Annotated in this window: 21 protein-coding genes and 2 tRNA genes; 15 read left to right on the plus strand and 8 right to left on the minus strand. The window is 62.4% G+C overall.

Going from position 1 to position 22,749, the window contains the following annotated elements:
* Window positions 1–52: 52 nt before the first annotated feature.
* Entirely contained in the window at window positions 53–787 is a 735-nt protein-coding gene (locus CIW50_RS21870; protein ID WP_149533283.1) for a tRNA-uridine aminocarboxypropyltransferase, read from the plus strand.
* 27 nt (window positions 788–814) lie between these two features.
* On the opposite strand, the gene CIW50_RS29580 is transcribed toward CIW50_RS21870, so the two are convergent.
* From CIW50_RS29580 to CIW50_RS21890, 4 genes are all read right to left on the minus strand, one after another.
* Window positions 815–1,279, minus strand: coding sequence for a hypothetical protein (locus tag CIW50_RS29580; RefSeq protein WP_349636754.1), 465 nt, complete (start codon window positions 1,277–1,279; stop codon window positions 815–817).
* Window positions 1,270–1,343: transfer RNA gene (locus CIW50_RS21880), tRNA-Cys, on the minus strand. The genes CIW50_RS29580 and CIW50_RS21880 overlap by 10 nt, the downstream gene beginning before the upstream one ends.
* Window positions 1,344–1,429: 86 nt before the next feature.
* Window positions 1,430–1,609 carry a hypothetical protein gene (locus CIW50_RS21885; protein ID WP_068736432.1) on the minus strand — a complete coding sequence of 60 codons (180 nt, stop codon included), beginning with the start codon at window positions 1,607–1,609 and terminating at the stop codon, window positions 1,430–1,432.
* Window positions 1,610–1,782: 173 nt separating this feature from the next.
* Window positions 1,783–2,754: a LysR family transcriptional regulator gene (locus CIW50_RS21890; RefSeq protein ID WP_149533284.1), complete on the minus strand. Its 972-nt coding sequence runs from the start codon at window positions 2,752–2,754 to the stop codon at window positions 1,783–1,785.
* A gap of 348 nt (window positions 2,755–3,102) precedes the next feature.
* Here CIW50_RS21890 and CIW50_RS21895 point away from each other — a divergent pair, with 348 nt between their 5' ends.
* The 4 genes from CIW50_RS21895 to CIW50_RS21910 are packed head-to-tail and all read left to right on the plus strand — an operon-like array spanning window position 3,103 to window position 7,871.
* A complete protein-coding gene (locus tag CIW50_RS21895) occupies window positions 3,103–4,419 on the plus strand; it encodes an ABC transporter substrate-binding protein (protein ID WP_149533285.1) in 1,317 nt (438 codons plus the stop codon).
* 8 nt (window positions 4,420–4,427) lie between these two features.
* Window positions 4,428–5,303 (plus strand): branched-chain amino acid ABC transporter permease, encoded by an 876-nt coding sequence (locus CIW50_RS21900; RefSeq protein ID WP_149533286.1) that lies wholly within the window; start codon window positions 4,428–4,430, stop codon window positions 5,301–5,303.
* Window positions 5,300–7,180 (plus strand): branched-chain amino acid ABC transporter ATP-binding protein/permease, encoded by a 1,881-nt coding sequence (locus CIW50_RS21905; RefSeq protein ID WP_149533287.1) that lies wholly within the window; start codon window positions 5,300–5,302, stop codon window positions 7,178–7,180. The genes CIW50_RS21900 and CIW50_RS21905 overlap by 4 nt, the downstream gene beginning before the upstream one ends.
* Window positions 7,167–7,871: an ABC transporter ATP-binding protein gene (locus CIW50_RS21910; protein WP_149533288.1), complete on the plus strand. Its 705-nt coding sequence runs from the start codon at window positions 7,167–7,169 to the stop codon at window positions 7,869–7,871. The genes CIW50_RS21905 and CIW50_RS21910 overlap by 14 nt, the downstream gene beginning before the upstream one ends.
* Before the next feature lie 49 nt (window positions 7,872–7,920).
* Here the strand turns inward: CIW50_RS21910 and CIW50_RS29170 are convergent, their stop codons facing one another.
* Window positions 7,921–8,094: a hypothetical protein gene (locus CIW50_RS29170; protein ID WP_170849674.1), complete on the minus strand. Its 174-nt coding sequence runs from the start codon at window positions 8,092–8,094 to the stop codon at window positions 7,921–7,923.
* A 276-nt stretch (window positions 8,095–8,370) separates the two neighbouring features.
* On the opposite strand from CIW50_RS29170, the gene CIW50_RS21915 reads away from it, so the two are divergent.
* The 5 genes from CIW50_RS21915 (at window position 8,371) to CIW50_RS21935 (ending at window position 14,885) form a co-directional block, all read left to right on the plus strand.
* Window positions 8,371–8,445, plus strand: a tRNA-Asn gene (locus CIW50_RS21915).
* 151 nt (window positions 8,446–8,596) lie between these two features.
* Complete coding sequence (locus tag CIW50_RS21920) at window positions 8,597–9,175, plus strand: protein-L-isoaspartate O-methyltransferase family protein (protein ID WP_149533289.1); 579 nt, start codon at window positions 8,597–8,599, stop codon at window positions 9,173–9,175.
* 232 nt (window positions 9,176–9,407) lie between these two features.
* A complete protein-coding gene (locus CIW50_RS21925) occupies window positions 9,408–10,799 on the plus strand; it encodes a TolC family outer membrane protein (RefSeq protein ID WP_149533290.1) in 1,392 nt (463 codons plus the stop codon).
* 290 nt (window positions 10,800–11,089) lie between these two features.
* Window positions 11,090–11,824 (plus strand): PopZ family protein, encoded by a 735-nt coding sequence (locus tag CIW50_RS21930; protein WP_149533291.1) that lies wholly within the window; start codon window positions 11,090–11,092, stop codon window positions 11,822–11,824.
* A gap of 187 nt (window positions 11,825–12,011) precedes the next feature.
* Window positions 12,012–14,885 carry a valine--tRNA ligase gene (locus tag CIW50_RS21935; protein WP_149533292.1) on the plus strand — a complete coding sequence of 958 codons (2,874 nt, stop codon included), beginning with the start codon at window positions 12,012–12,014 and terminating at the stop codon, window positions 14,883–14,885.
* Here CIW50_RS21935 and CIW50_RS21940 read toward each other — a convergent pair.
* A complete protein-coding gene (locus CIW50_RS21940) occupies window positions 14,869–15,483 on the minus strand; it encodes a DNA-3-methyladenine glycosylase (protein WP_149533293.1) in 615 nt (204 codons plus the stop codon). The genes CIW50_RS21935 and CIW50_RS21940 overlap by 17 nt on opposite strands.
* A gap of 100 nt (window positions 15,484–15,583) precedes the next feature.
* On the opposite strand from CIW50_RS21940, the gene lipA reads away from it, so the two are divergent.
* On the plus strand, window positions 15,584–16,543 hold the full coding sequence (gene lipA, locus CIW50_RS21945; RefSeq protein ID WP_149533294.1) for a lipoyl synthase: 960 nt from the start codon (window positions 15,584–15,586) through the stop codon (window positions 16,541–16,543).
* A gap of 10 nt (window positions 16,544–16,553) precedes the next feature.
* A complete protein-coding gene (locus CIW50_RS21950; protein WP_149533295.1) occupies window positions 16,554–17,039 on the plus strand; it encodes a type II toxin-antitoxin system RatA family toxin in 486 nt (161 codons plus the stop codon).
* Here the strand turns inward: CIW50_RS21950 and CIW50_RS21955 are convergent.
* Both CIW50_RS21955 and CIW50_RS21960 read right to left on the minus strand, forming a co-directional pair.
* The gene (locus CIW50_RS21955) at window positions 17,029–17,652 is read right to left on the minus strand and encodes a CinA family protein (RefSeq protein ID WP_149533296.1); all 624 of its coding nucleotides are present in this window, start codon (window positions 17,650–17,652) and stop codon (window positions 17,029–17,031) included. The genes CIW50_RS21950 and CIW50_RS21955 overlap by 11 nt on opposite strands.
* 1 nt (window position 17,653) lies before the next feature.
* Window positions 17,654–18,850, minus strand: a complete 1,197-nt coding sequence (locus CIW50_RS21960; RefSeq protein ID WP_149533297.1) for a bifunctional 2-C-methyl-D-erythritol 4-phosphate cytidylyltransferase/2-C-methyl-D-erythritol 2,4-cyclodiphosphate synthase — start codon at window positions 18,848–18,850, stop codon at window positions 17,654–17,656.
* Window positions 18,851–19,082: 232 nt separating this feature from the next.
* On the opposite strand from CIW50_RS21960, the gene dusB reads away from it, so the two are divergent.
* From dusB to ntrC, 3 genes are read left to right on the plus strand one after another with little or no spacing between them, the layout of a single operon-like run.
* A complete protein-coding gene (gene dusB / locus CIW50_RS21965) occupies window positions 19,083–20,117 on the plus strand; it encodes a tRNA dihydrouridine synthase DusB (protein WP_283808857.1) in 1,035 nt (344 codons plus the stop codon).
* Complete coding sequence (locus CIW50_RS21970) at window positions 20,114–21,292, plus strand: two-component system sensor histidine kinase NtrB (protein WP_149533298.1); 1,179 nt, start codon at window positions 20,114–20,116, stop codon at window positions 21,290–21,292. The genes dusB and CIW50_RS21970 overlap by 4 nt, the downstream gene beginning before the upstream one ends.
* Window positions 21,293–21,306: 14 nt before the next feature.
* Window positions 21,307–22,749 carry a nitrogen regulation protein NR(I) gene (gene ntrC, locus CIW50_RS21975; protein WP_149533299.1) on the plus strand — a complete coding sequence of 481 codons (1,443 nt, stop codon included), beginning with the start codon at window positions 21,307–21,309 and terminating at the stop codon, window positions 22,747–22,749.

Raw genomic sequence — 22,749 nt, forward strand, 5'->3', positions numbered from 1 at the left:
TTCCGGGCGTCACGGCGGTTGAAGCCTCTGGCCGCGCAGCGTATAGCGGGCAATGTCCAAGAAATCAGATATGCAAGCCACCGAGGCCGTCGAGGCGATTCCGGAATGTCCGCATTGCCATAAGCCGATGCCGCTATGCATCTGCGACAGCATCACGCCCATCGACAACAAGATCGAGCTCCTGATCCTGCAGCATCCGCAGGAGCAGGATGCGGCGCTCGCGACGGCCCGCGTCGCCGCCCAGCATTTCAAGAAGGCGACGGTGAAGATCGGCCTGTCATGGCCAAGCCTCGCCAAGGCACTGGGCAAGCCGGTTGCCGATCCCCAGCGTTGGGCGATCTTGTATCTCGGCTCCGCCAAGGTCTCGGACTTCGAGACCGATCGGGATATTCTGGCCATCGACCGCAAGGGGCAGGCCGAGGAAAACCAGCGCGCACTGCTCAAGGACATCCAGGGCATCGTACTGCTTGACGGCACCTGGAGCCAGGCCAAGGCGCTGTGGTGGCGCAATGCCTGGATGCTGAAATGCCAGCGCGTGATCCTCGGACCGGCCAAACCGTCGCTTTACGGCAAGCTGCGCCGCGAACCGCGCAAGGACGGCCTGTCGACCATCGAAGCCGCGGGGATGCTGCTGGCCAGCCTCGAACGGAAGCCGGAGATCGAGACCACGCTGAACGAGGCTTTCGAGCGGATGCTGGCGAAATATCGGGAAACCCAGACCGTCATGCCGGAACTGGCGCCAAAGCCCAAACCCAAGCGCGACTGGCGGCGTAAGAAGCACGCCTGATCGCGTTCGGCTTTGATTGATCCCGGCCTATCGGCTGCTGGGCGGCGGACCGACGCCGGCTTCACGCTCGTCACTCGATGATGACGGTCTCACGAGCGACGGAAACGGATTGCGGAACAGTCCGCCGCGAGCTTCTTCCACGACGGGTGCGGGAGGCGGTGCCGGGGCTGCGGCCTGCGGCGGCATCACCGGAACCGGCAGCTTCTCGCACTTCATGGAATAAACCAGCTGGCCGTCGGCGGTCCGGCCGATCGGCGCGCAAGGATCAGTGCGGACCGGAACGGATGGTTTGGTCTGGGCCCAGCTCGGTGAGATCAGCAGCAACGTGGCGATCAAGATCTGGATGTTCATCATGCCCCCTGGGGTTGGCAGGATGCTACGATCAATACTCCAATCCTGCCAAGCGAAGTATTGCAGCGCACCACTCAAAGCAGTCGCGCCCAGATCACGGGTCTGGCAGGCTAAGTTATTGATTGGATTGATGGAGGCCACGTCGGGAATCGAACCCGAATAAACGGTTTTGCAGACCGGCGCGTAACCATTCCGCCACATGGCCCCATAGTGGGTTAGTTACAGAGCGTTCGCCGTTTAGGCAATGCCCGGCTGAAATCTTTCATGGGTTCCGACATACTGACACAACGATCAGCAGGAGGCCTGCCAGCCATCCGGAAACGGAATCAGTGGCCAAGGGCCGTCATTGTCGTTCGCAGCGGTCGGAATCGGGGCGAAGAACATTTCCTGGCTGCGCAGATCGTCCCGCACATCGGCCTCGATTTCGGCCCGGACCGTCTCCAGCAGATAGTCAAATTCGGCTTCGCTCATCTTTTAGCTCCCTGTCTTGGGAGCAATCTGACGCAAAGCCTTTGTTGGGCTGTTGAATGGATCGTTCAAATTGTACCGATCCACACGTCAGACCCGTCATGGTTACCGGGACGTTTACCTCATTGAATCAAGTACGGGGGGTCCATGCACCAATCCGATGGTTCACGGTAACATCAAACTGTTTGCTCCGTGACGGGTGTGTCTGTCTCCAGCAGCGTATCCAGCATCTTGCGGCCCCTGGTGCTGGCCTGCATCAGAGGATCCGCCTTGAAGGTCGACTTCAGGAAACTCGATACCGCGCGGATGCGCGGCACGAATTGCAGGTCGTTGTGGACGTTGATCCAGAGTTCGCGCGTGGTCGACAGTTTGTCGTGCAGCACCGGGATCAAGTCAGGACGGCGCGACGTCGCAAAACTCGGTAGCAGCACAAGCCCGATGCCGCCGGCCGCAGCGTTCATCTGCGCGCACATGCTGTTGGAATGGAATGAGACCGGCGGGCTCTTGATGATGTCATCGAGCCAGCGCACCGAGTCGAGCTGGATCTGGTCGTCGATATAGGTGACGAAGCTGTGCTGCGTGAGCTCGGAGGCGCTCTTCGGCATGCCGCGTGCGTCGAGGTAACTCTGCGATGCATAGAGCCCGAGCTGAAAGCAACCGATACGCTCGGATACCATACCTTGACCGGTCGGGCGGAAGAAACTCAGAAATAGATCAGCCTCGCGCCGGTTGACCGAGACGCTCTGCGGTGAGGTCAGCAGTTCGACGGTCAGGTCCGGATGCTGTTTCCGCAATTCGACGAAACGGTAGGCGAGGTAGAGCGAGGCGATGCCTTCCATCGTGGCAAGGCGGACCCGGCCAGCCATGCGGCTGCCGCCGCATTGCACATCTTCCCGCATCGCAATCACGGCGCTCTCGATGCGCTCGGCGTGGCAAAGCAGGCGGTCGCCGGTCTCGTTGACCTTCAATCCGGACGGCAGTCGCTCGAACAGCGCCACGCCCAGCGTGCTCTCCAGATGCGCGATCCGGCGGCTGATAGTAGATTGATCGACCCGAAGGCGTTTGGCCGCATTGCCCAGGCTGCCGCCGCGGGCCGCGTGAATGAAGACCTTGAGGTCATCCCAATCGAGAGCTTTGAAATTTTCCATCCAAGACAATCAGCAAGAGCTGTGCCAGCAAACCATACCCGGGACGCCATGTCGCGGTGGAAAAGCCAGTCTGCAAGGCCCTTTGCAGGATTGTCTATACCCCGCGCGATCCGAAGCAACCTAGCCTGAGGGGAACCAAGAACGATCCGTTCTCTCTCGCTTCGCGGACGCAGCGCTGCCGGTATTCCGGTTTCAGCGAGTGACCATGAATGAGGCTCCTGCGATGATCTCGCAGGCACCACGAGAGTTGCGACGGCATCCCGTTTCAGGAACTCAACTTCGCCGGGGCCGGTCCCCATCGCAGCTCACCGGCCAATGGTGGCGGTGATCGAACCAGAAGGGTGTGTCATGCAGTTTGACCGTCGACAGCTTTTGCTCGGAGGTGTCGGCACTGCCGCCGGCCTCATGCTTCCAGGCAGCGCGTTTGCGCAGTCGCCGGCCACCATCGGCACGTTTCCGGAAGGCGTCACCGCGGATTCGGTGTTCGTCGGTCTGACCATCCCGCTCACCGGCGTGTTTTCGGGTGACGGCGGCGACCTCAAGCTCGGCTACGAACTGGCGATCGCACAGATCAATGCCGGCGGCGACATCGCGCAGAAGTGGGGTCTCAAGGGCAAGGGCGTGCTCGGCCGCCAGATCAAGTACAAGGTCTCCGACACCGAAGGCAAACCCAACCTCGACGTGCAGAGTGCCACGCAGTTCATCCAGCGCGACAAGGCGATCATGGTGTCGGGTTCGGTGTCATCAGCCAGCGCCATTGCGCTCGAAGAGCTCGGCTCGCGCGAGAAGGTGCTCTACATGGTCGGCATCGCCGGCTCCAACGACATCACTGGAAAGAACTGCCAGCGCTACGGCTTCCGCTCGCAGCAGAACGCTTACATGGCCGCGAAGGCGATGGCGCCGGTCGTCGCCAAGGCGCTCGGCAAGAACGTGAAGTCGGCCTTCCTGGTGCCGGACTACACCTATGGCCACACGGTCTATGACAGCTTCGCCAAGTTCTCGGCGGAGCAGGGTTGGAAGCAGGTTGCCAAGGAAGTCGTGCCACTCGGCACCACCGACTATTCGTCGGCGCTCCTGAACATCGCCAACAGCGGTGCGGATGTGTTCGTAAACATTGCCTTCGGCGGCGACGCGGTTGCGTCGACCAAGCAGGCCGAACAGTTCGGCGTGCTGAAGCGCATGAAGCTCGTGGTGCCGAACCTGTCCTCGTTCCAGGACAAGGAGCTCGGTGCCGAGCTGATGCAGGGCGTCTATGGCAGCTGCGACTTCTGGTGGGGCCTGCAGGACACCTATCCGCTCGCCAGGGCCTTCGTCGAAACCTTCCTGGCGCAGAACAAGTACTATCCGCGATGGGGCGCCCATATCGGCTACATGCAGACCTATCTGTGGGCGATGTCGGTCGAACGCGCCGGTACGTTCAATCCGGTCGATGTGATCAAGGCGATGGAGAACTCCAAGGCACAACCTTACGAGACCACCATCGGCAAGGTCTATTTCCGTGCCGAAGATCATCAGATGGTGCGGCCAATCCCGATCCTGCGCGGCAAGAAGCCGTCCGAGATGAAGAACAAGGAAGACTTCTACGAGATTGTCGATATTGCGGACGGCGAAAGCGTGATGAATGCTCCCGACTTCTTCGGCTGCAAGCTCGGCCCCTACACTTAAGGATCACCATGCTAAGCTGGCCCGTCCTCATCTCGCAGGCCTTCAATGGTCTGGCCCTCGGCACGCTGCTGGCGCTCGTCAGCAGCGGTCTGACGATCATCCTGGGCACGCTTGGCGTCCTCAACTTCGCTCACGGCGCGCTGTTCGCCGTGGGCGCCTATGCCGCTTTCGTCCTGCTGCAATATACCTCGTCTTTCGTGCTCGCGATCATCGTCGGCTGCGGCTTCATGCTGGCGCTCGGTTTCCTGCTCGAACGCATCATCATCCGTTATTTCTACGATCGCCCGCATGAGGACCAGATCCTCGTCACTTACGGTGTCGGCATCGTGCTCGTCGAATGCGTGCGCGCAGCCTTCGGCGGCAATGCGCAGCGCGTGCCGGTGCCGTCCTGGGGGCAGGGTGCGACCCAGATGGGCTTCCTGATCTATCCGACCTATCGCCTGCAGCTCATCGCCATCATCGCCGGCCTGCTGCTCAGCCTCTATCTCGTGCTCTATCGCACCTCGATGGGCCTCGTGGTTCGCGCCGGTATCGAGAATCCCGGCATGGTCGGCATCCTCGGCATCAATGTACGCCGCGCCTTCCTGCTGGTCTTCGCCATCGGCGTCGTCGCGGTCGGCCTGGCCGGCATGCTCTATGCGCCGGTCGTCGCGGTGACGCCGGATATGGGCGCCAACTTCATGGCGCAGTCCTTCGTGGTCATCGTGCTCGGCGGCCTCGGCTCGTTCCCCGGCGCCGTCGTCGGCGGCCTTATCGCCGGCGAGATCATCAGCCTGACCAGTGCTTTCAATTCGTCCTATTCGGAAGTGATGCTCTACGCGCTGATGGCAGTGCTGCTGATCATGCGTCCACAGGGCCTGTTCGGTTCGGAAGGCCGCGCATGATGCGTGCTCGTTCCGGCGGCTTGCGGGGCTGGCTTCCCGAACTCGCGGTGCTGTGCACGCTGATCGTGGCGCCCATCGTGTTCCCGCATCTCGGCTTCTCGACCGATCTGCTGACGCGCGTGCTGAACTGGGGCCTGATTGGCCTTGGCTTCGACATCCTGTTTGGCCTGACGGGCCTGCTGTCGTTCGGGCAGGCCGCGTTTTTCGGTGTCGGCGGTTTTGTCAGCGCCTATCTGCTGGTGTCCCACACGATCGACAGCGTCTGGCTGGCACTGGCGATCGGTACGGTCGCCGCCGGTCTGTTCGGCCTCCTGGTCGGCTGGTTCGCCGTGCGCAGGATCGGCATCTACTTCACGATGATCACGCTGGCCTTCGGCCAGATGGCCTATTTCATCGAGAACTCGCCGCTGTCGGACTACACCGGCGGCGAAAACGGCATCCCCGGCGTTCCAGTGCCTGTGCTTGGCTTTGGCGCCCATGCGATTCGCATCAGCGCGGGCATGCCGATGTATGTCCTGTTCGCCCTGATCTTCTTTCTCGGTTACGTGCTGGCGCGCCGCATCGTCGGCTCGCCGGTCGGTGTGATCCTGCTGGCGATCAAGGAGAACACCGGCCGTGTCGCGATGCTCGGCCACAACGTGCCGGCCTACAAGCTGACGGCCTTCGTCATCGCCGCGCTCTATGCCGGATTGGCCGGCGGTTTGCTCGGCTCGTTCCAGAGCTACATGCCGCCGGATGCCTTCTCGCTCGAAACGTCCGGTCAGTTGGTCGTGCAGACCATCGTCGGTGGCGCCGGCACGCTGATCGGTCCGCTGGTCGGCGCGGCCGTCTGGCTGTGGCTGCGTGACAATCTGCAGCTCATCCCGGGCTTTGCGATCCTGTGGAAGCTGGTGCTTGGCATTGCCTTCATTATTCTGGTTATCGGGCTGCGCCGCGGCATCTGTGGCGAGATCGCCCATTGGTGGAACGAGCGTCGCAACCTGGCTGCAGCAAAGGCGGCTGAGGCAAAGACCGAGGCGATTGAGGCCCACAATATCGATGCCGCGACCAAGCCTGTCGCACCGCCCAAGGACGTTAGGCTGACCCTTGCCGAGCCCATGACAGGTGACAGCGACATTGCACTCGAAGCCAAATCTTTGGCGCGGCACTATGGTGGCCTCAAAGCCGTCGACGGCGTTTCGTTCAAGGTTCGCCGCGGCTCGATCCATGCGGTGATCGGCCCGAACGGAGCCGGCAAGAGCACGTTGTTCAAGATGCTGCTCGACGAAGTCAGCCCGTCCTCCGGCGAAGTGCTGCTGTTCGGCGAGAAAGTCACGGGCGTTGGCGTCAGCCGCGCGGCGCAGCTCGGCATCGCCAAGAGCAACCAGCTCAACCAGTTGTTTCCCAATCTGACGGTGCGCAAGAATTTGCGGATCGCGGCACTGGCCCGCAGTCGCGGACCGATGCGGTTCGATCTGTTGCGTGATGCCGCAAGCATTCCCGAAGTCGAGGAACAGATCGCCTCGATCCTCAGCCTGCTCAATCTCGTTGAGCGGGCCGACACGCCGGCACATATCCTGGCCTACGGCGAGAAGCGCCGACTTGAGATCGGCATGGCGTTGGCGACCAGCCCGAATGTGTTGCTGCTGGATGAGCCATTGGCAGGCATGAGTCCGGCGGAACGTGTTGCGACCTGCGCCTTCATTCGCGACATCGGTCGCTCGCGCACTGTCGTGATCGTCGAACACGATCTCGACGCGATTTTCGAACTCGCCGAGCGCATCACCGTGCTCTATGAGGGCCGGCTGCTGGCAGATGACACCGCCGACGAAATCCGGCGTAATCCGGCCGTGCAGGACGCCTATCTGGGAGGGCTGCACGCGCATGAGCCTGCTTGAAGTCGACAAGATCAATACGCTGTATGGCGATTCCCACGTGCTGTTCGACCTGTCGATCCGGGTCGAGCAGGGCGAGGTTGTCGCACTGCTCGGCCGCAACGGCGCCGGCAAGACCACGACGCTCCGCTCGATCATGGGCGTCCTGTCGCCGCGCAGCGGAAATATTCGGCTCGACGGCAAGTCCATCGAGGGCCTGCCGCCATCGGCGATTGCCGGCATGGGCGTGCAACTCGTGCCGGAAGAGCGCGCGATCTTCGGTGGCCTGACGGTCGAGGAAAACCTGCGCATTGCGGCGCTGACGGCACCGAATGCCTGGTCCTATGATCGCATTTATGAAGTGTTTCCGCGCCTTAGGGAGCGCCGCAAATCGGCCGGACGTACACTGTCGGGCGGCGAGCAGCAAATGCTGGCCATCGCCCGCGCGCTGATCCGCGATGCGCGCATCATCCTGCTGGACGAGCCGTTCGAAGGTCTTGCGCCGCTGATCGTGCGCGATCTTGTCGAGGTCTCGCGCAATCTGGCTGCTGAAGGCCGCACCATGATCGTGGTCGAACAGAACGTCGCAGCGGCATTGAGCTTCGCCAACCGCGTCTACGGGCTCAATAACGGCCACGTGGTGTTCGAAGGTACGCCGGCCGACCTCAACGCCAGCCCCGATTTGATGCGGGACTTCCTCGGCGTCGGGATGTGATTCCCTGGATCTCAATCTCCGGGAACGAAGTCCCCGGCTGACTGATCCCCTAGATTTCGATCGGCACCGCAAGGCGGCCGATCAGCAGCGCCACCTCGTCGAGGTGGTCGCTGTCATGTGCCTCGACGGCTTCTGCGAGCCGGGTGACGCATTCGTCATCACTGATAAAGGGCAGGGAGTTGAGGTCGGTCGGAAGCGCGCGGTCGGTGTGCGTGGCTGGCATCGGTCACCTCGTTCGATTCGGAACTTGTTCAACGTCACGACGGGCAGTCTTGCGGTGCAATAAGACGAAATGGCGACAGGTTCGGAAAGATAATTCTCCGTGACTGTCCAGCACGCCCCCGACGAGAACCGGCCGCACCTCAAGAAGCCCCCGTAACATCAGGCATTTTCTGAGTTTTCCCCGATTGGTGGCGTCGGTGGGAAGAGCTGCATTTCCTGCTTTCCAAGCGCGGATCGCTTTGTTATACGCTGCGGCCTGCGAACAAGCTTCGCACGTTCCCTGGTAGCTCAGCGGTAGAGCATTCGACTGTTAATCGAATGGTCGCTGGTTCGAATCCAGCCCGGGGAGCCAAACATCCTTCCGCAAAAACAGCTGCCAGCAACCGCGCTCAGGACCGCTTCGATAGCGCGTTGGCTGCTGTGTTTTTACGAACCTTGCATCCCGCTGTGCGCTGCCGTAATTCCTGCAAAAGGAACTTCCAGCCGTTTGCAAGGGATTGCTCATGTCCGACTTTTCGACCGCACGCCAGAAGATGGTTGATGGTCAGGTGCGTCCCAGCGACGTCACCGATTTGCGCATCATCGATGCCATGCTCGCGGTGCCGCGCGAGGAGTTCGTTCCTGCCAGCCAGCGCGCCATGGCCTATCTCGATCTCGACCTCGAAGTCGCTCCGAATCGCTTTCTGATCAAGCCGGTGGTGCTGGCGCGGATGCTGCAGGCCTCTGACGTGAGGGCGACCGACAAGGTTCTGGTGGTCGGTTGCCCCACGGGCTATGCGGCCGCTGTGATCGCCCAGTTTGCCGGGCAGGTCACCAGCGCGGCCGGCATGCCGGCCGATGGCGACACCGGGAACGGCCCCTATGATCTGATCGTTCTGGCCGGCGCGACGGAAGTCGTCCCGACCGGGCTCTACAAGCAACTGGCCCCCGATGGTCAACTGGTGGGCGTATTCGCGCTGACCAAGCCGGCCCGCGCCGTGATCGTGACCCACTCCCATGAGGATTTTGGCACCCGCCCGCTGTTCGATGCCACGGCGCCGGTTCTGCCGGGCATGGAAAAGCTGCCTGCATTCGTTTTCTAGGGCTGACTGTCCGCCTTATCTGGCATCGGGGCACCGCTAATATCGCCAGCGGTAATTACAAGTGTGGCTTGGATGTCCCATTCGCCAAGTTTTCACTGTCAAATTTCCACGAGAGGTTCCGTCTCGCCAATGCGAGGAATATGGTGAGTGGAGACTCGCTAACGGACATCATCTGTTCCGCCGCAATAAGTGTGCGTCCGGATCAGTGAACGGCATGAATGGATTACCAAGAATGGGTGGCGTAAAAGCTCTCACCGGTGCTGCAGCTGCGGCCCTTTTGCTGGCATTTGCCGGAACGTCACCAGTTCTTGCTGACACGATTGAGTCGGCTCTGGTTCGCGCTTACCAGAACAATCCTCAATTGAATGCCCAGCGCGCTTCGGTGCGGGTCACTGACGAAAACGTGCCGCAGGCTTTGTCCGGTTACCGGCCGAAGGTCGCGATCACTGCGAGCGGTGGTTATCAATATACGGACGCTGTGGTCGCTTCCGGCGGCGTTGTGACCCCGCTTCACGGCGTGCAGGTTCCCCGTGCCGTCGGCGCAACCATCACCCAGAATGTGTACAACGGCCAGCAGACGGCGAACCGCACACGTGCCGCCGAGGGACAGGTCTCGGCTGCGCGCGAAGGTCTGCGCGTGCTCGAACAGTCAGTGATCCTCTCCGCCGCGACGATCTACATGGACTATCTGCGCGACTCGGCCGTGGTCGAGGTTCAGAAGAGCAACGTGCGCGTGCTCGAGCAGACGCTGAAGCAGACCCGCGATCGCTTCAATGTCGGCGAAGTCACCCGTACCGACGTGGCACAGTCCGAAGCCCAGCTCGCTGCCGGCCGCACCCAGTTGCTGACCGCCGAGTCGAATCTCACCACCACGCGCTCGAACTTCCGCCGTATCATCGGCAATGAGCCGAGCAACCTGCAGGCGGGTTCGCCGGTCGATCGCTTCCTGCCGAACACGCTGCCCGGCGCCGTCGATCTCGGCCTCGTCGAGAACCCGAATGTCACCGCTGCGATGTTCGGTATCGATGTCAGCTTCCTCAATGTGAAGGTCAACGAGGGTGCGCTGTTCCCGAGCGTGACCTTGCAGGCCAGCATCCAGCAGGGTTGGGAACAGTCGATCTCGCAGCCGCGCGGTCTGACCGCAGCAGGCATCGCGCAGGTGTCGATCCCGGTTTACCAGGGCGGCGCGGAATATTCACTGATCCGTCAGTCCAAAGAAACGTTGGCCCAGCAGCGTCTGGCGCTCGAGCAGGTACGCGACCAGACCCGTGCGAGCGTCGTGCAGGCCTGGGGCCAGTTGCTGGCGGGCAGGGCGCAGGTCTCGTCCGCACAGGCGCAGGTGCAGGCCTCCGAAATTGCGCTGAACGGCGTTCGCGAAGAAGCCAAGGCCGGCCAGCGCACCACGCTCGACGTGTTGAACGCCCAGCAGGCGCTGGTGAATGCGCGCGTCGCACTCGTTACCGCGCAGCATGATCGGGTCGTGGCATCATACTCGGTACTCAACGCAGTCGGTCGGCTGTCGCCGTCGGTGATGAAGCTGAACACCAATGTGTATGACCCCAGCGTGCACTATCATCAGGTGCGCGATAGCTGGGTCGGCGTGCGTACGCCCGACGGACGCTAACGCGCTAGGATATCACCTGATATCGTGTCGAAAGGGCCGCTTGTGCGGCCCTTTGCTTGCAATCAATTTGTCCGATGACGTACCGTTTGCATTGCTAGCTTAGCGATTCGGAATGCCTTTCCTAGTTCCTTGGGCATTTCCCGCGCGACAGTTGGTGGTCAGGCCTTGCTTGATCCTGGGGACAAGTCAGGCTTGCGCGCTGAATCGAACGGTCGTTAAAACGACAACCGGCAAATTCAGCCTCGTCTGGTGTAAATATTGACGAGAGCGTTGATGATGCGGAGTCGGACATGACGCAGCCTGCAAAGGTCCAGGAGCCCTCGATGGAGGAGATTCTGGCGTCGATCCGGCGCATCATCGCCGACGACGAAGCGAAGCCGGCCGTTGCCGAGGTTGCACCTCCGCCGCCTAAGCCAGTTCCTGCACCCAAGCCCGCTGCGATGACAGACATCCCCCCGTCAGCGATTCCCGCCGCGCAGGTGGCTGCCGCCAAGGCACTACCGCCAGCTCCGAAGCCCGCACCGTCGCCGGAACCTGCTGTCTCCAACAGCCAGGACGACATCGACGCGATGTTAGCCAGCTTGGAAGCCGCGACCACCGAGGAAGAAGTGCGCCCGGCGCAGCCCGACGGCGACGTGTTTGAGCTGACCGACGAGATGATGGTCGCCGATCCCGAGCCGGAGCCCGCATTCCAGCACGTCGAGCCGGATGACGACCTCGAATTCGCCGAAGCCGTCGCCGCCAGCAGCGAACGGCAGGCGCCGCGCTTCGACCCACCATCCTATGATCCACCACCGGTCGCACCGCAGCAGATTCTGTCGCACAGCACCGTGTCGTCCGTGGAGTCAGCCTTCAATGCGTTGGCCAATACGGTTCTGAGCAACAATGCGCGGACCCTCGAGGATCTCGTCAAGGAGATGCTCCGCCCGATGCTGAAGTCCTGGCTGGACGACAACCTGCCGGGCCTTGTCGAGCGCATCGTCAAGGCCGAGATCGAGCGCGTATCCCGCGGCGGCGGCCGCTAGGCCCGCGAGATATGCAACGACGCCTTTCGGGGCCTTCGTTTGGCCCTCCGGGGCGGCTAAACAGCCCTATATGTTGACTTGAGCCGCGCTGGCGGGTTTCTAGCGCCATCGGCTTCCTGCGTTCGCCCAAGCCTGAAAATCGGGCCTCAAAACCTTGGCCAAAAACCCCTGATTTGATTGAATTGTCATGATCGAAAAGACCTATCAGCCCGCCGATATTGAGACCCGCATCGCGAGCGCCTGGGAAGCCGAAGGCGCGTTTAAGGCCGGCCGCGCGGACCGGGTGGATGCCGAGCCCTATACGATCGTGATCCCGCCGCCGAACGTCACCGGCTCGCTGCATATGGGCCACGCCCTGAACAACACGCTGCAGGACGTGCTGTGTCGCTTCGAGCGCATGCGTGGCCGCGACGTGTTGTGGCAGCCGGGCACTGACCATGCCGGCATCGCGACCCAGATGGTGGTCGAGCGCCAGTTGATGGAGCGCCAGGAGCCTGGCCGCCGCGAGATGGGCCGCGAGGCATTTCTCGAACGCGTCTGGAAGTGGAAGGCCGAGAGCGGTGGAGTCATCGTCAACCAGTTGAAGCGCCTCGGCGCCTCCTGCGACTGGTCGCGCGAGCGCTTCACCATGGACGAAGGTCTTTCCGAGGCGGTCGTCAAGGTGTTCGTGCAGTTGCATCGCGAAGGCCTGATCTACAAGGACAAGCGCCTTGTGAACTGGGATCCGAAGCTGCTGACGGCGATTTCCGATCTCGAAGTGCAGCAGGTCGAGATCAAGGGTAACCTCTGGCATCTGCGCTATCCGCTCGAAGGTAAGAATTTCAACCCGGAAGACCCGGCCTCATTCATCACCGTCGCCACCACGCGCCCCGAGACGATGCTCGGCGACAGCGGCGTCGCCGTGAATCCGGATGACGAACGCTACACGCATCTGATCGGCAAGAACGTGGTTCTACCGCTGGTCGGCCGGCTGATCCCGATCGTCGCCGACGAATATTCCGATCCGGAAAAGGGCTCTGGTGCAGTCAAGATCACGCCGGCGCACGACTTCAACGACTTCGAAGTCGGCAACCGCCACGGCCTTGCACGCATCAGCATCCTCGATATCGAAGGCAAGCTCGCGCTCGTCGACAACGAGGACTATCTGCGCGGCCTGCCGGAAGGCAGTTCGCAGCTCGTCGACGAATTGCACGGCATGGAGCGCTTCAAGGCGCGCAAGACCGTCGTGCAGCGGCTGGAGGACTTCGGCTTCCTCGAAAAGATCGAGCCCAACATCCATATGGTGCCGCATGGCGACCGCTCGGGCGTTGTCATCGAGCCCTATCTGACCGACCAGTGGTATGTCGACGCCAAGACAATGGCGCAGCCGGCGATCGCCGCTGTGCGCACCGGCGCGACGGAGTTTGTGCCGAAGAACTGGGAAAAGACCTATTACGAGTGGATGGAGAATATCCAGCCGTGGTGCATCTCGCGCCAGCTCTGGTGGGGTCATCAGATCCCGGCCTGGTACGGCCCGGACGGCAAGGTGTTCGTCGCCGAGACCGAGGAAGAAGCGGTCGGCAACGCGCTCGGCTATTATGTCGAGCAGGAAGTGATCACGGAAGAGCAGGGCCACGAGATGGCGCTCGATCCGGCGAAGCGTGAGGGCTTCATCACCCGCGATGAAGACGTGCTGGATACCTGGTTCTCGTCGGCGCTGTGGCCGTTCTCGACGCTGGGTTGGCCGCAGAGCTCGGTCGATGTCGATCGCTACTATCCGACCAATGTGCTGGTCACCGGCTTCGACATCATCTTCTTCTGGGTCGCCCGGATGATGATGATGGGCATGCACTTCAAAAAGGACGTGCCGTTCCCGACCGTCTACATCCACGCCCTCGTCCGTGACGAGAAGGGCGCCAAGATGTCGAAGTCGAAGGGCAACGTCATCGATCCCCTGAATCTGATCGACCAGTACGGCGCCGATGCGCTGCGCTTCACGCTGGCTGCGATGGCCGCGCAGGGCCGCGACATCAAGCTCGCGACCCAGCGCGTCGAGGGTTATCGCAATTTCGCGACCAAGCTCTGGAATGCCTGCCGCTTCGCCGAGATGAACGAATGCGTGCTGCCGGTGGGTTTCGATCCGACCAAAGCCAAGGAAGTGCTCAACCGCTGGATCGCGCATGAGACCGTGAAGGCGACGCGCGAAGTCACCGAAGCCATCGAAGCCTATCGCTTCAACGATGCAGCGGGCGCGGCCTATCGCTTCGTCTGGAATGTGTATTGCGACTGGTACCTCGAACTCGCCAAGCCCTTCATGATGGGCGAGGACGGTCCGGCCAAGACCGAAACCCGCGCGATGGTCGCCTGGGCCCGCGACGAGATACTGAAGCTGCTGCATCCGTTCATGCCGTTCATCACGGAAGAACTCTGGGCCGTCACCGCGCCGCGCGACGGCCTGCTGGCGCTGGCGCCCTGGTCGCGTAAGGCGACCGGCCTGACGCGCGAGCAGGAGGCCCTGATCATCGCGACCGCCGCGAGCGATCCGATCGTTGCACCGATCCTGATGGGCAAGCCCGAACCGGTCGCCGACTTCAAGGATGACGCCGCCGAAGCCGAAATCGGCTGGGTCATCGATCTGGTGACGGAGGTTCGTTCGGTGCGTGCCGAGATGAACATCGTGCCGGCGACGCTGACGCCGTTGGTGCTGGCGGGTGCCTCCGCGGAAACGCAGGCGCGTGCCCAGCGCTGGAGCGATGTCGTCAAGCGCCTTGCGCGTCTCGGCGACATTTCGTTCGCCGATGTCGCGCCGCAGGGCGCCGTGCAGCTCCTAATCCGCGGTGAAGTCGCCGCCCTGCCGCTGAAGGGCGTGATCGATCTCGGCGCTGAGAAGACGCGCCTCGACAAGGAGCTCGCGAAAGCCGAGGCCGACATCAAGCGCGCCGATGCCAAACTCTCCAACGAGAAATTCGTCGCCAACGCAGCTGAAGAGATCGTTGAGGAAGAGAAGGACAAACGCGACGCAGCCGAGGCCCGCAAAGCCAAGACGCTGGAAGCCCTGGAGCGTCTCAAGAACGCGGTGTAAGTGGGAACGGCTTGCTGAGATAACGCGAGCCGCGCACCCCATAGCGCCATGGCAGCTCCACCGCCTTGGTGATCCCGATGCGGATGCCGGCCACCACGTCCGGCACCTCCGTCCGCGCGTGGATCGCGATCGGCGGCTGATCGAGCGCCTGTCCGTTATGCGCGATGCTGATGCCGAGCGCCTGGCAGACCTTGCCCGGTCCCGAACACAGCATGCGCTCATCCTGCAGCCCGCGTCGCAGCTGCATCTCGCCAATCCCGAAGGTCGGTTGCAGTGCCCGGATCAGCACCGCGCTGGCCGAACCCTCGGCCTCGCAGACGAAGTTCACGCACCAGTGGATGCCGTAGGAGCGGTAGACATAGGCAAAGCCGGGCGGCCCGAACATGATCTGGTTGCGCGGCGTCTGCCCGTTGAACGAATGGGCCGCGGGCTCGGTGTGATGATAGGCCTCCACCTCGACGATCTCGCCACCGACGCCATCCACCAGCAGCGTCGCGCCGATCAGTTCGGGGGCCACGTCGTGCACGCTCCGCGCGAAAAAGCTGCGTTTGAGTGCCTTACCGAGCTTTTGAGGGATTTGGTGAGGTTTTGGAGCCATTCTGCCCGCTATGTTACGATGCAGCGCCGGGCAAGGCGAGGGCGGGTTGCAGGACAGGGCCCGGCGGATTACCTAAGGCTTCACTCAGAACGGACAGTTCATGGTCGTCGTCCTCGATACCGTTTCCACCACGCCGCTCCGCCCACGTCACCCTGAAAAAGTGAATCGGCCGGATTCGTTCTCACCACCGAAGCCGGACTGGATCCGGGTCCGTGCGCCGACCAGCCGTGGCTATGGCGACACGCGCAAGATCGTCAAGGAAAACGGCCTTGTTACCGTGTGCGAGGAAGCCGGCTGCCCGAATATCGGCGAGTGCTGGCAGAAAAAGCACGCCACCTTCATGATCATGGGTGACACCTGCACCCGCGCCTGTGCGTTCTGTAACGTGAAAACGGGGATGCCCAACGCGCTCGACGGCATGGAGCCGGAGTATGTCGCCGAAGCCGTGCGCAAGCTCGGCCTGCATCATGTGGTCATCACCTCGGTGGACCGCGACGATCTCGCCGATGGCGGCGCCGAGCATTTCGCGCAGACGATTCGCGCGATTCGCGCCGCATGCCCGACGACCACGATCGAAATCCTGACGCCGGACTTCCTGCGCAAGCCGGGCGCCCTCGAAGTCGTCGTCGCAGCGAAGCCGGACGTGTTCAACCACAACCTCGAAACCGTGCCGTCGCGCTATCTCACGGTGCGGCCGGGCGCGCGCTATTTCCATTCGTTGCGCCTGCTGCAGAAGGTCAAGGAACTCGACCCGACCATATTCACCAAGTCCGGCATCATGGTCGGCCTCGGCGAAGAGCGGCCGGAGGTGCTGCAGGTGATGGACGACATGCGGTCCGCCGATATCGACTTCCTGACCATCGGCCAGTATCTGCAGCCGACCCGCAAGCATCACGTGGTGTCGCGCTATGTCACGCCCGATGAATTCGCCGGCTATGAGAAAGTTGCCTACACCAAGGGCTTCCTGATGGTGTCGGCAAGCCCGCTGACGCGCTCGTCGCATCATGCCGGTGAGGATTTCGCCAAGCTGCAGGCTGCGCGCGCCGCTCTCGCGCGCTGAGAACGCGACAATGCCGAGATTTGCCAACAAGCGCCGCGTGCGTCACAGCGCCTCCCAGATGTTCGATCTGGTGGCCGATGTCGAGCACTATCCGGAATTCGTGCCGTTGTGTAAGTCGCTGAAGATTCGCCAGCGCACGCCGCAGGAGAATGGCACCGAGGTCATCGTTGCCGACATGACCGTGTCGTTCAAGCTGGTGCAGGAATCCTTCACCAGCCGCGTGACACTGGATCGGCCGAACCTGAAGATCATGGTCGAATACCTGCGCGGTCCGTTCAGCAATCTCGAAAACCGCTGGACCTTTGAACCGAAGGCTGAAGGTCAGGAATGCGACGTCGGTTTCTTCATTGCCTATGAGTTCAAGAGCCGCATGCTGGCGATGCTGATGGGCACGATGTTCGATGCTGCATTCCAGCGCTTTGCCGTAGCCTTCGAGAAGCGCGCGGACGAAGTTTATCGCAGCCCGCGCGTCTCGAGCGTTCCATCTACTTCTTAGTCGTCGGCTTTTTTAGCGGCGCGGTCGGTCTGCGTCGTTTGACGGCGGCCCGTCGTGGCGAACGCGCCACGCGCGGGCGCGCGAGACTTGCTGCTTCGCGCTTCTTGACCGGCGGCTGTGGCCCACGTGCCAATTCCATCAGCATCCGCAGGGCTTCAAGCACGGAGCGCTGACGCACTGCGCTGCGGCCGATGGCGCCGAAACGGCATTCCTTGTTGACGATGCGGCCGTCACGCGATGCCACGGCAAAATGCACGAGGCCGACCGGCTTGCCCGGCGTTGCACCGCCAGGACCAGCAATGCCCGTGATCGACACTGCGAGGTCAACGTCGGCTTCTTCCAAAGCGCCGACGGCCATCTGGATAGCCGTCTCTTTGCTGACCGCACCAAAGCTGTCGAGCGTCGCGGTCTTGACGCCGAGCATCGCGTGTTTGGCGGCATTGGAATAGGTGACGAAGCCGCGATCGATCACGTCGGACGAGCCGGGGATTTCGGTCAGCGCGCCGGCGACGAGGCCGCCGGTACAGGACTCGGCGGTCGCGATGGTCAGCTTGCGGCTGCGGCAGAGATCGAGCAGCGCGCGGGAGAGGGCTCGTGCGTCGCTCGCTGCCATGTCAGTCCATCCAGGGGAGGCGAATGGTAGCAGCCGCAGTCGCGGCGATACCTTCTTCGCGGCCGGTGAAGCCGAGACGTTCGCTGGTGGTCGCCTTCACCGCGACACGCGACAGTGCCACGCCGGAAATCTCGCTGATCTTCTCGCGCATCGCGTCACGCAGCGGACCAATTTTGGGCCGCTCGCAGATCAGCGTCACTTCGAGATTGGCAATACGTCCGCCACGTGCGGTGACGCGGTCCACGGCGTATTTCAGGAATTTGTCGGACGCAGCGCCCTTCCACTGGGGATCACTGGGCGGGAAATGCGAACCGATATCGCCATCAGCCAACGCGCCCAGGATCGCATCGACCAGCGCATGCAGGCCGACGTCGCCATCCGAGTGAGCAAGGAAGCCGCGCGTATGCGGCACGCGGACGCCGCAGATCATCAAATGATCGCCGTCGCCGAACGCGTGGACGTCATAGCCCGTACCCATGCGGATATCGCCGAGCGAGGCGGCGAGACGCGCTTCTTCGCGAATGAAATCTTCGGGAGTCGTGAGCTTCATATTTGCAAGATCGCCTTCAAAGGTTGCCACGGTCAATCCCGCCCATTCGGCGAGCGCGGCATCGTCGGTGAAATCATCGCGGCCTTCCTTTGCAGCACGACGATGCGCTTCAAGGATGACATCAAAACGAAATGCCTGTGGCGTTTGCGCGCTCCGCAAGCGTGCACGGTCGGGCGTCGCTTCCACGTGACCGGCCTCGTTGACCTGTTTGATCGTATCGGTAACGGCGACACCAGGCACCGCAGCGCCAGTGATCTGTGCTGCGGCAATCGCGCGCTCGATCAGGGCAGGGGTCACGAACGGGCGGGCTGCATCGTGAATCAGCACGATGTCCGGCGCGTGGTCCGCCAGTGCTTCCAGTCCGGCATGCACCGATGCCTGACGCGTCGCACCGCCATTGGCCGGATGATGGTACCGGAGGTCGCTGACCGCCTCGTTGAAGGCCGCGATGTCGTCGGGATTCGTGATCGGCTGGACGGCAAATATCTGGGGATGGTTGCAGAACGGCTCCATGGCGCGCGAAATGACGCTGCGGCCTCCGATCATGCGATATTGCTTCGGTCCACCAGCTCCGGCACGGAGGCCGCGGCCGGCGGCAACGATAATGGCGGCTGTCTTCAAACCGGCAGGATTAGGTGATTTTGTCATCAGGGTCAGGTGATTAAGGGGTAAGCGGTGATCGCACAGCCCTTAGCACGGTCGCGGGCAAAAACAGTATGATTACATTCTCGTGGCCGCATAAGAGTGCATTGCTGCACTGCACTTGCAAAATGAGCGCATCTGTCTAATGTGTAGGCATGAAGGTTGACTGCACAACAAATGTGCGCATTATGCGCCCTATGCCCGCAATGCAGCGGACGAGACAACGACGAGCAGGTCAGTGACCACCCCGGACTCACTATACAGCAAGCCGTTACAGATCGGTGGCATCGAGATCGCCAACCGGGTCGTTCTGGCGCCCATGTCGGGTATCACCGATGCGCCGTTCCGGCGGCTCACCGCCGAACTCGGAGCCGGCCTCGTCGTGTCAGAAATGACCGCCAGCGACGATCTCGTCAATGGTCGTCCCATGTCGGTATTGCGCTGCGAAGCGACGGGGATTGGCCCCCATGTGGTCCAACTGGCCGGCTGTGAGACCCACTGGATGGCCGAGGGGGCCCGTGTGGCCGAAGCGGCCGGCGCTGATATCATTGATATCAATATGGGCTGCCCGGCGCGGCATGTCACTGGCGGCCAGTCCGGCTCCGCACTGATGCGCGACCTCGACCATGCGCTGAAACTGATCGAAGCGACCATCGCTGCAGTGAAGGTGCCAGTCACGCTGAAGATGCGTCTCGGCTGGGACGATCGCACGCTGAACGCGCCAGAGCTCGCAAAGCGCGCGGAAGAGGCGGGCGTGCAGCTCATCACCGTGCATGGCCGCACGCGCTGCCAGTTCTACAAGGGCGAAGCCGACTGGAGCGCGGTGCGCCCGGTGAAGGACTCCGTCAGCATTCCCGTCATCGTCAATGGCGACATCACCTCATACAACAAGGCCGTGACCGCACTTGAAATGTCCGGCGCCGACGCCGTCATGATGGGGAGGGGCGCGCAGGGCATGCCGTGGCTGCCCGGCCAGATCGGCCGACGTCTTGAAACCGGCATCGCGGAAGCCGTGCCGTCGCTGCAGCAGCAGCTCGCTTATATCTGTGCGCTCTATGACGATGTGGTCAGTCACTACGGACTGCGCATCGGCCTGCGCCACGCGCGCAAGCATCTCGGCTGGGCCCTCGATGCGGCCGCGGCTACGAGCTGCGCGCCGACAGAGATCCTGAAGACCTGGCGACAGAAGATCCTTACATCCGAAGATCCCTCCGGTGTGCAGCGATCCCTGAATGACGCTTTTGATGATTTCGCATGGAGTGCTGCCGCATGAACGCCGCAGAGCACCGTCGCCCTGTCCCGACCGACAGTGAGGCCATTCTCAACGCGCTACCAAATCCGGTGATCCTGATCGCGCCCGACGGCAAGATCGTCGACGCCAATATGGCCGCCGAATCCTTCTTCGAGATTTCCGCGCAATTCCTGCGCCGGCAGTCGCTGAAGGAACTGGTGCCGTTCGGCAGCCCGCTGCTGGCGCTGATTGATCAGGTCCGCGAGGCCGGGTCGCCGGTCAACGAATACAAGGTCGATTTGGGCACACCGCGCATCGGCGGCGATCGTCAGGTCGATCTGCACGTCGCGCCGCTCACCGAGCGCCCCGGCCATATCGTGGTGATGCTGCAGGAGCGTACCATCGCCGACAAGATGGACCGCCAGCTCACCCATCGCAGCGCCGCGCGTTCGGTGATCGCGCTGGCTGCCATGCTGGCGCATGAAATCAAGAATCCGCTGTCAGGTATCCGCGGGGCCGCGCAGCTGCTCGAGCAGTCGGCATCGTCCGAAGATCGCATGCTGACACGCCTGATCTGCGATGAAGCCGATCGTATCGTCACGCTGGTCGACCGCATGGAAGTGTTCGGCGACGACCGCCCGGTGACGCGCGGTCCGGTCAATATTCACTCTGTCCTCGATCATGTGAAACGCCTCGCGCAGTCCGGCTTCGCCCGCAACATCCGTTTCATCGAGGACTACGACCCCTCGCTGCCGCCGGTGCTTGCCAATCAGGATCAGCTCATTCAGGTGTTCCTGAACCTGGTGAAGAATGCCGCGGAAGCCATCGTCGATCTGGGCTCCGATGGCGAGATCCAGCTCACCACCGCATTCCGCCCGGGCGTGCGCCTGTCCGTGCCCGGCAAGAAATCGCGCGTCTCGCTGCCGCTGGAGTTCTGCGTCAAGGACAACGGCCCCGGCGTTCCCGAAGATCTACTGCCGAACCTGTTCGATCCCTTCGTCACCACCAAACCGACCGGAAGCGGCCTGGGTCTTGCATTGGTTGCGAAGATTGTCGGCGATCACGGCGGGATCATCGAATGTGAATCCCAGCCACGAAAGACGACTTTTCGCGTGCTGTTGCCGATGTTCAATCCCGCCAAGAAACTCGACGACAAGACCCTTGATCCGAGCAACGTCGATGCCTCCGCGGCATCGACGAACACCTCACAGACGTAAGACGAGGACTAACGATGGCTGCAGGTAGCATTCTGGTCGCGGACGACGATACGGCGATCCGCACCGTCCTCAATCAGGCGCTGTCGCGCGCCGGATATGAGGTTCGCCTGACCGGAAACGCCGCAACGCTGTGGCGCTGGGTCAGTCAGGGCGAGGGCGATCTCGTCATCACCGACGTGGTGATGCCCGACGAGAATGCATTCGACCTGCTGCCGCGCATCAAGAAGATGCGGCCCAATCTGCCGGTCATCGTGATGAGCGCGCAGAACACCTTCATGACCGCGATCCGCGCCTCCGAGCGCGGCGCCTATGAATATCTGCCGAAGCCGTTCGATCTGAAGGAATTGATCGCGATCGTCGGCCGAGCGCTGGCCGAGCCCAAGGAGCGTGTCGCAAGCCACGCCGATGACGGCGAGTTCGACTCCATCCCGCTGGTCGGTCGTTCGCCGGCGATGCAGGAAATCTACCGCGTCCTCGCTCGCCTGATGCAGACCGACCTGACGGTGATGATCTCCGGCGAGTCCGGCACCGGCAAGGAACTCGTGGCTCGCGCGCTGCACGACTACGGCAAGCGCCGCAACGGTCCGTTCGTCGCGGTCAACATGGCGGCGATCCCGCGCGACCTCATCGAGTCCGAACTGTTCGGCCACGAGCGCGGCGCGTTCACCGGCGCCAATGCCCGCGCGACCGGCCGCTTCGAGCAGGCGGAAGGGGGCACACTGTTTCTGGACGAAATCGGCGACATGCCGATGGAAGCCCAGACCCGCTTGCTGCGCGTGCTGCAGCAGGGCGAATACACAACGGTTGGCGGTCGCACGCCGATCAAGACCGACGTGCGCATCGTCGCAGCGTCCAACAAGGATCTGCGCATCCTGATCCAGCAGGGTCTATTCCGCGAGGATCTATTCTTCCGCCTCAACGTTGTGCCGCTGCGCCTGCCGCCGCTGCGCGAGCGCATCGAGGATTTGCCCGACCTCATCCGTCACTTCTTCGCACTGGCCGAAAAGGACGGCCTGCCGCCGAAGAAGCTCGATACCCTGGCCCTCGAGCGGATGAAGCAGCATCGCTGGCCCGGCAACGTCCGCGAACTCGAAAACCTCGCCCGCCGTCTGGCCGCGCTGTATCCGCAGGACGTCATCACCGGCTCAGTGATCGACGGCGAACTGGCGCCGCCCGCTGTGGCCTCGGGTGGTCACGCGCCGACCGGCGTGGATAATCTGGGTGGTGCCGTCGAGGTCTATCTGTCCTCGCACTTCTCCAGCTTCCCGAATGGAGTGCCGCCGCCCGGCCTCTATCACCGCATTCTCCGCGAGATCGAGGTGCCGCTGCTCACCGCTGCGCTGGCCGCGACCAGGGGTAACCAGATCCGCGCTGCTGATCTGCTCGGCCTCAACCGCAATACGCTGCGGAAGAAGATTCGCGACCTCGACATTCAGGTCTATCGAACCGGCGGCTGA

This window comes from Tardiphaga sp. P9-11 (assembly GCF_008329525.1).
GTDB lineage: Bacteria > Pseudomonadota > Alphaproteobacteria > Rhizobiales > Xanthobacteraceae > Tardiphaga.

Bases quoted from the DNA above. Each gene is read 5' to 3' on its own strand.
- CIW50_RS21885 (WP_068736432.1), bottom strand. From the start codon at position 1,609: ATGAGCGAAGCCGAATTTGACTATCTGCTGGAGACGGTCCGGGCCGAA.
- CIW50_RS21930 (WP_149533291.1), top strand. From the start codon at position 11,090: ATGACGCAGCCTGCAAAGGTCCAGGAGCCCTCGATGGAGGAGATTCTG.
- CIW50_RS21910 (WP_149533288.1), top strand. From the start codon at position 7,167: ATGAGCCTGCTTGAAGTCGACAAGATCAATACGCTGTATGGCGATTCC.
- CIW50_RS21955 (WP_149533296.1), bottom strand. From the start codon at position 17,652: ATGGCAGCGAGCGACGCACGAGCCCTCTCCCGCGCGCTGCTCGATCTC.
- CIW50_RS21870 (WP_149533283.1), top strand. From the start codon at position 53: ATGTCCAAGAAATCAGATATGCAAGCCACCGAGGCCGTCGAGGCGATT.
- CIW50_RS21935 (WP_149533292.1), top strand. From the start codon at position 12,012: ATGATCGAAAAGACCTATCAGCCCGCCGATATTGAGACCCGCATCGCG.
- CIW50_RS21890 (WP_149533284.1), bottom strand. From the start codon at position 2,754: ATGGAAAATTTCAAAGCTCTCGATTGGGATGACCTCAAGGTCTTCATT.
- CIW50_RS21950 (WP_149533295.1), top strand. From the start codon at position 16,554: ATGCCGAGATTTGCCAACAAGCGCCGCGTGCGTCACAGCGCCTCCCAG.
- CIW50_RS21970 (WP_149533298.1), top strand. From the start codon at position 20,114: ATGAACGCCGCAGAGCACCGTCGCCCTGTCCCGACCGACAGTGAGGCC.
- CIW50_RS21895 (WP_149533285.1), top strand. From the start codon at position 3,103: ATGCAGTTTGACCGTCGACAGCTTTTGCTCGGAGGTGTCGGCACTGCC.
- CIW50_RS29170 (WP_170849674.1), bottom strand. From the start codon at position 8,094: ATGCCAGCCACGCACACCGACCGCGCGCTTCCGACCGACCTCAACTCC.
- CIW50_RS21905 (WP_149533287.1), top strand. From the start codon at position 5,300: ATGATGCGTGCTCGTTCCGGCGGCTTGCGGGGCTGGCTTCCCGAACTC.
- lipA (WP_149533294.1), top strand. From the start codon at position 15,584: ATGGTCGTCGTCCTCGATACCGTTTCCACCACGCCGCTCCGCCCACGT.
- CIW50_RS21920 (WP_149533289.1), top strand. From the start codon at position 8,597: ATGTCCGACTTTTCGACCGCACGCCAGAAGATGGTTGATGGTCAGGTG.
- CIW50_RS21960 (WP_149533297.1), bottom strand. From the start codon at position 18,850: ATGACAAAATCACCTAATCCTGCCGGTTTGAAGACAGCCGCCATTATC.
- ntrC (WP_149533299.1), top strand. From the start codon at position 21,307: ATGGCTGCAGGTAGCATTCTGGTCGCGGACGACGATACGGCGATCCGC.
- CIW50_RS21925 (WP_149533290.1), top strand. From the start codon at position 9,408: ATGGGTGGCGTAAAAGCTCTCACCGGTGCTGCAGCTGCGGCCCTTTTG.
- CIW50_RS21900 (WP_149533286.1), top strand. From the start codon at position 4,428: ATGCTAAGCTGGCCCGTCCTCATCTCGCAGGCCTTCAATGGTCTGGCC.
- CIW50_RS21940 (WP_149533293.1), bottom strand. From the start codon at position 15,483: ATGGCTCCAAAACCTCACCAAATCCCTCAAAAGCTCGGTAAGGCACTC.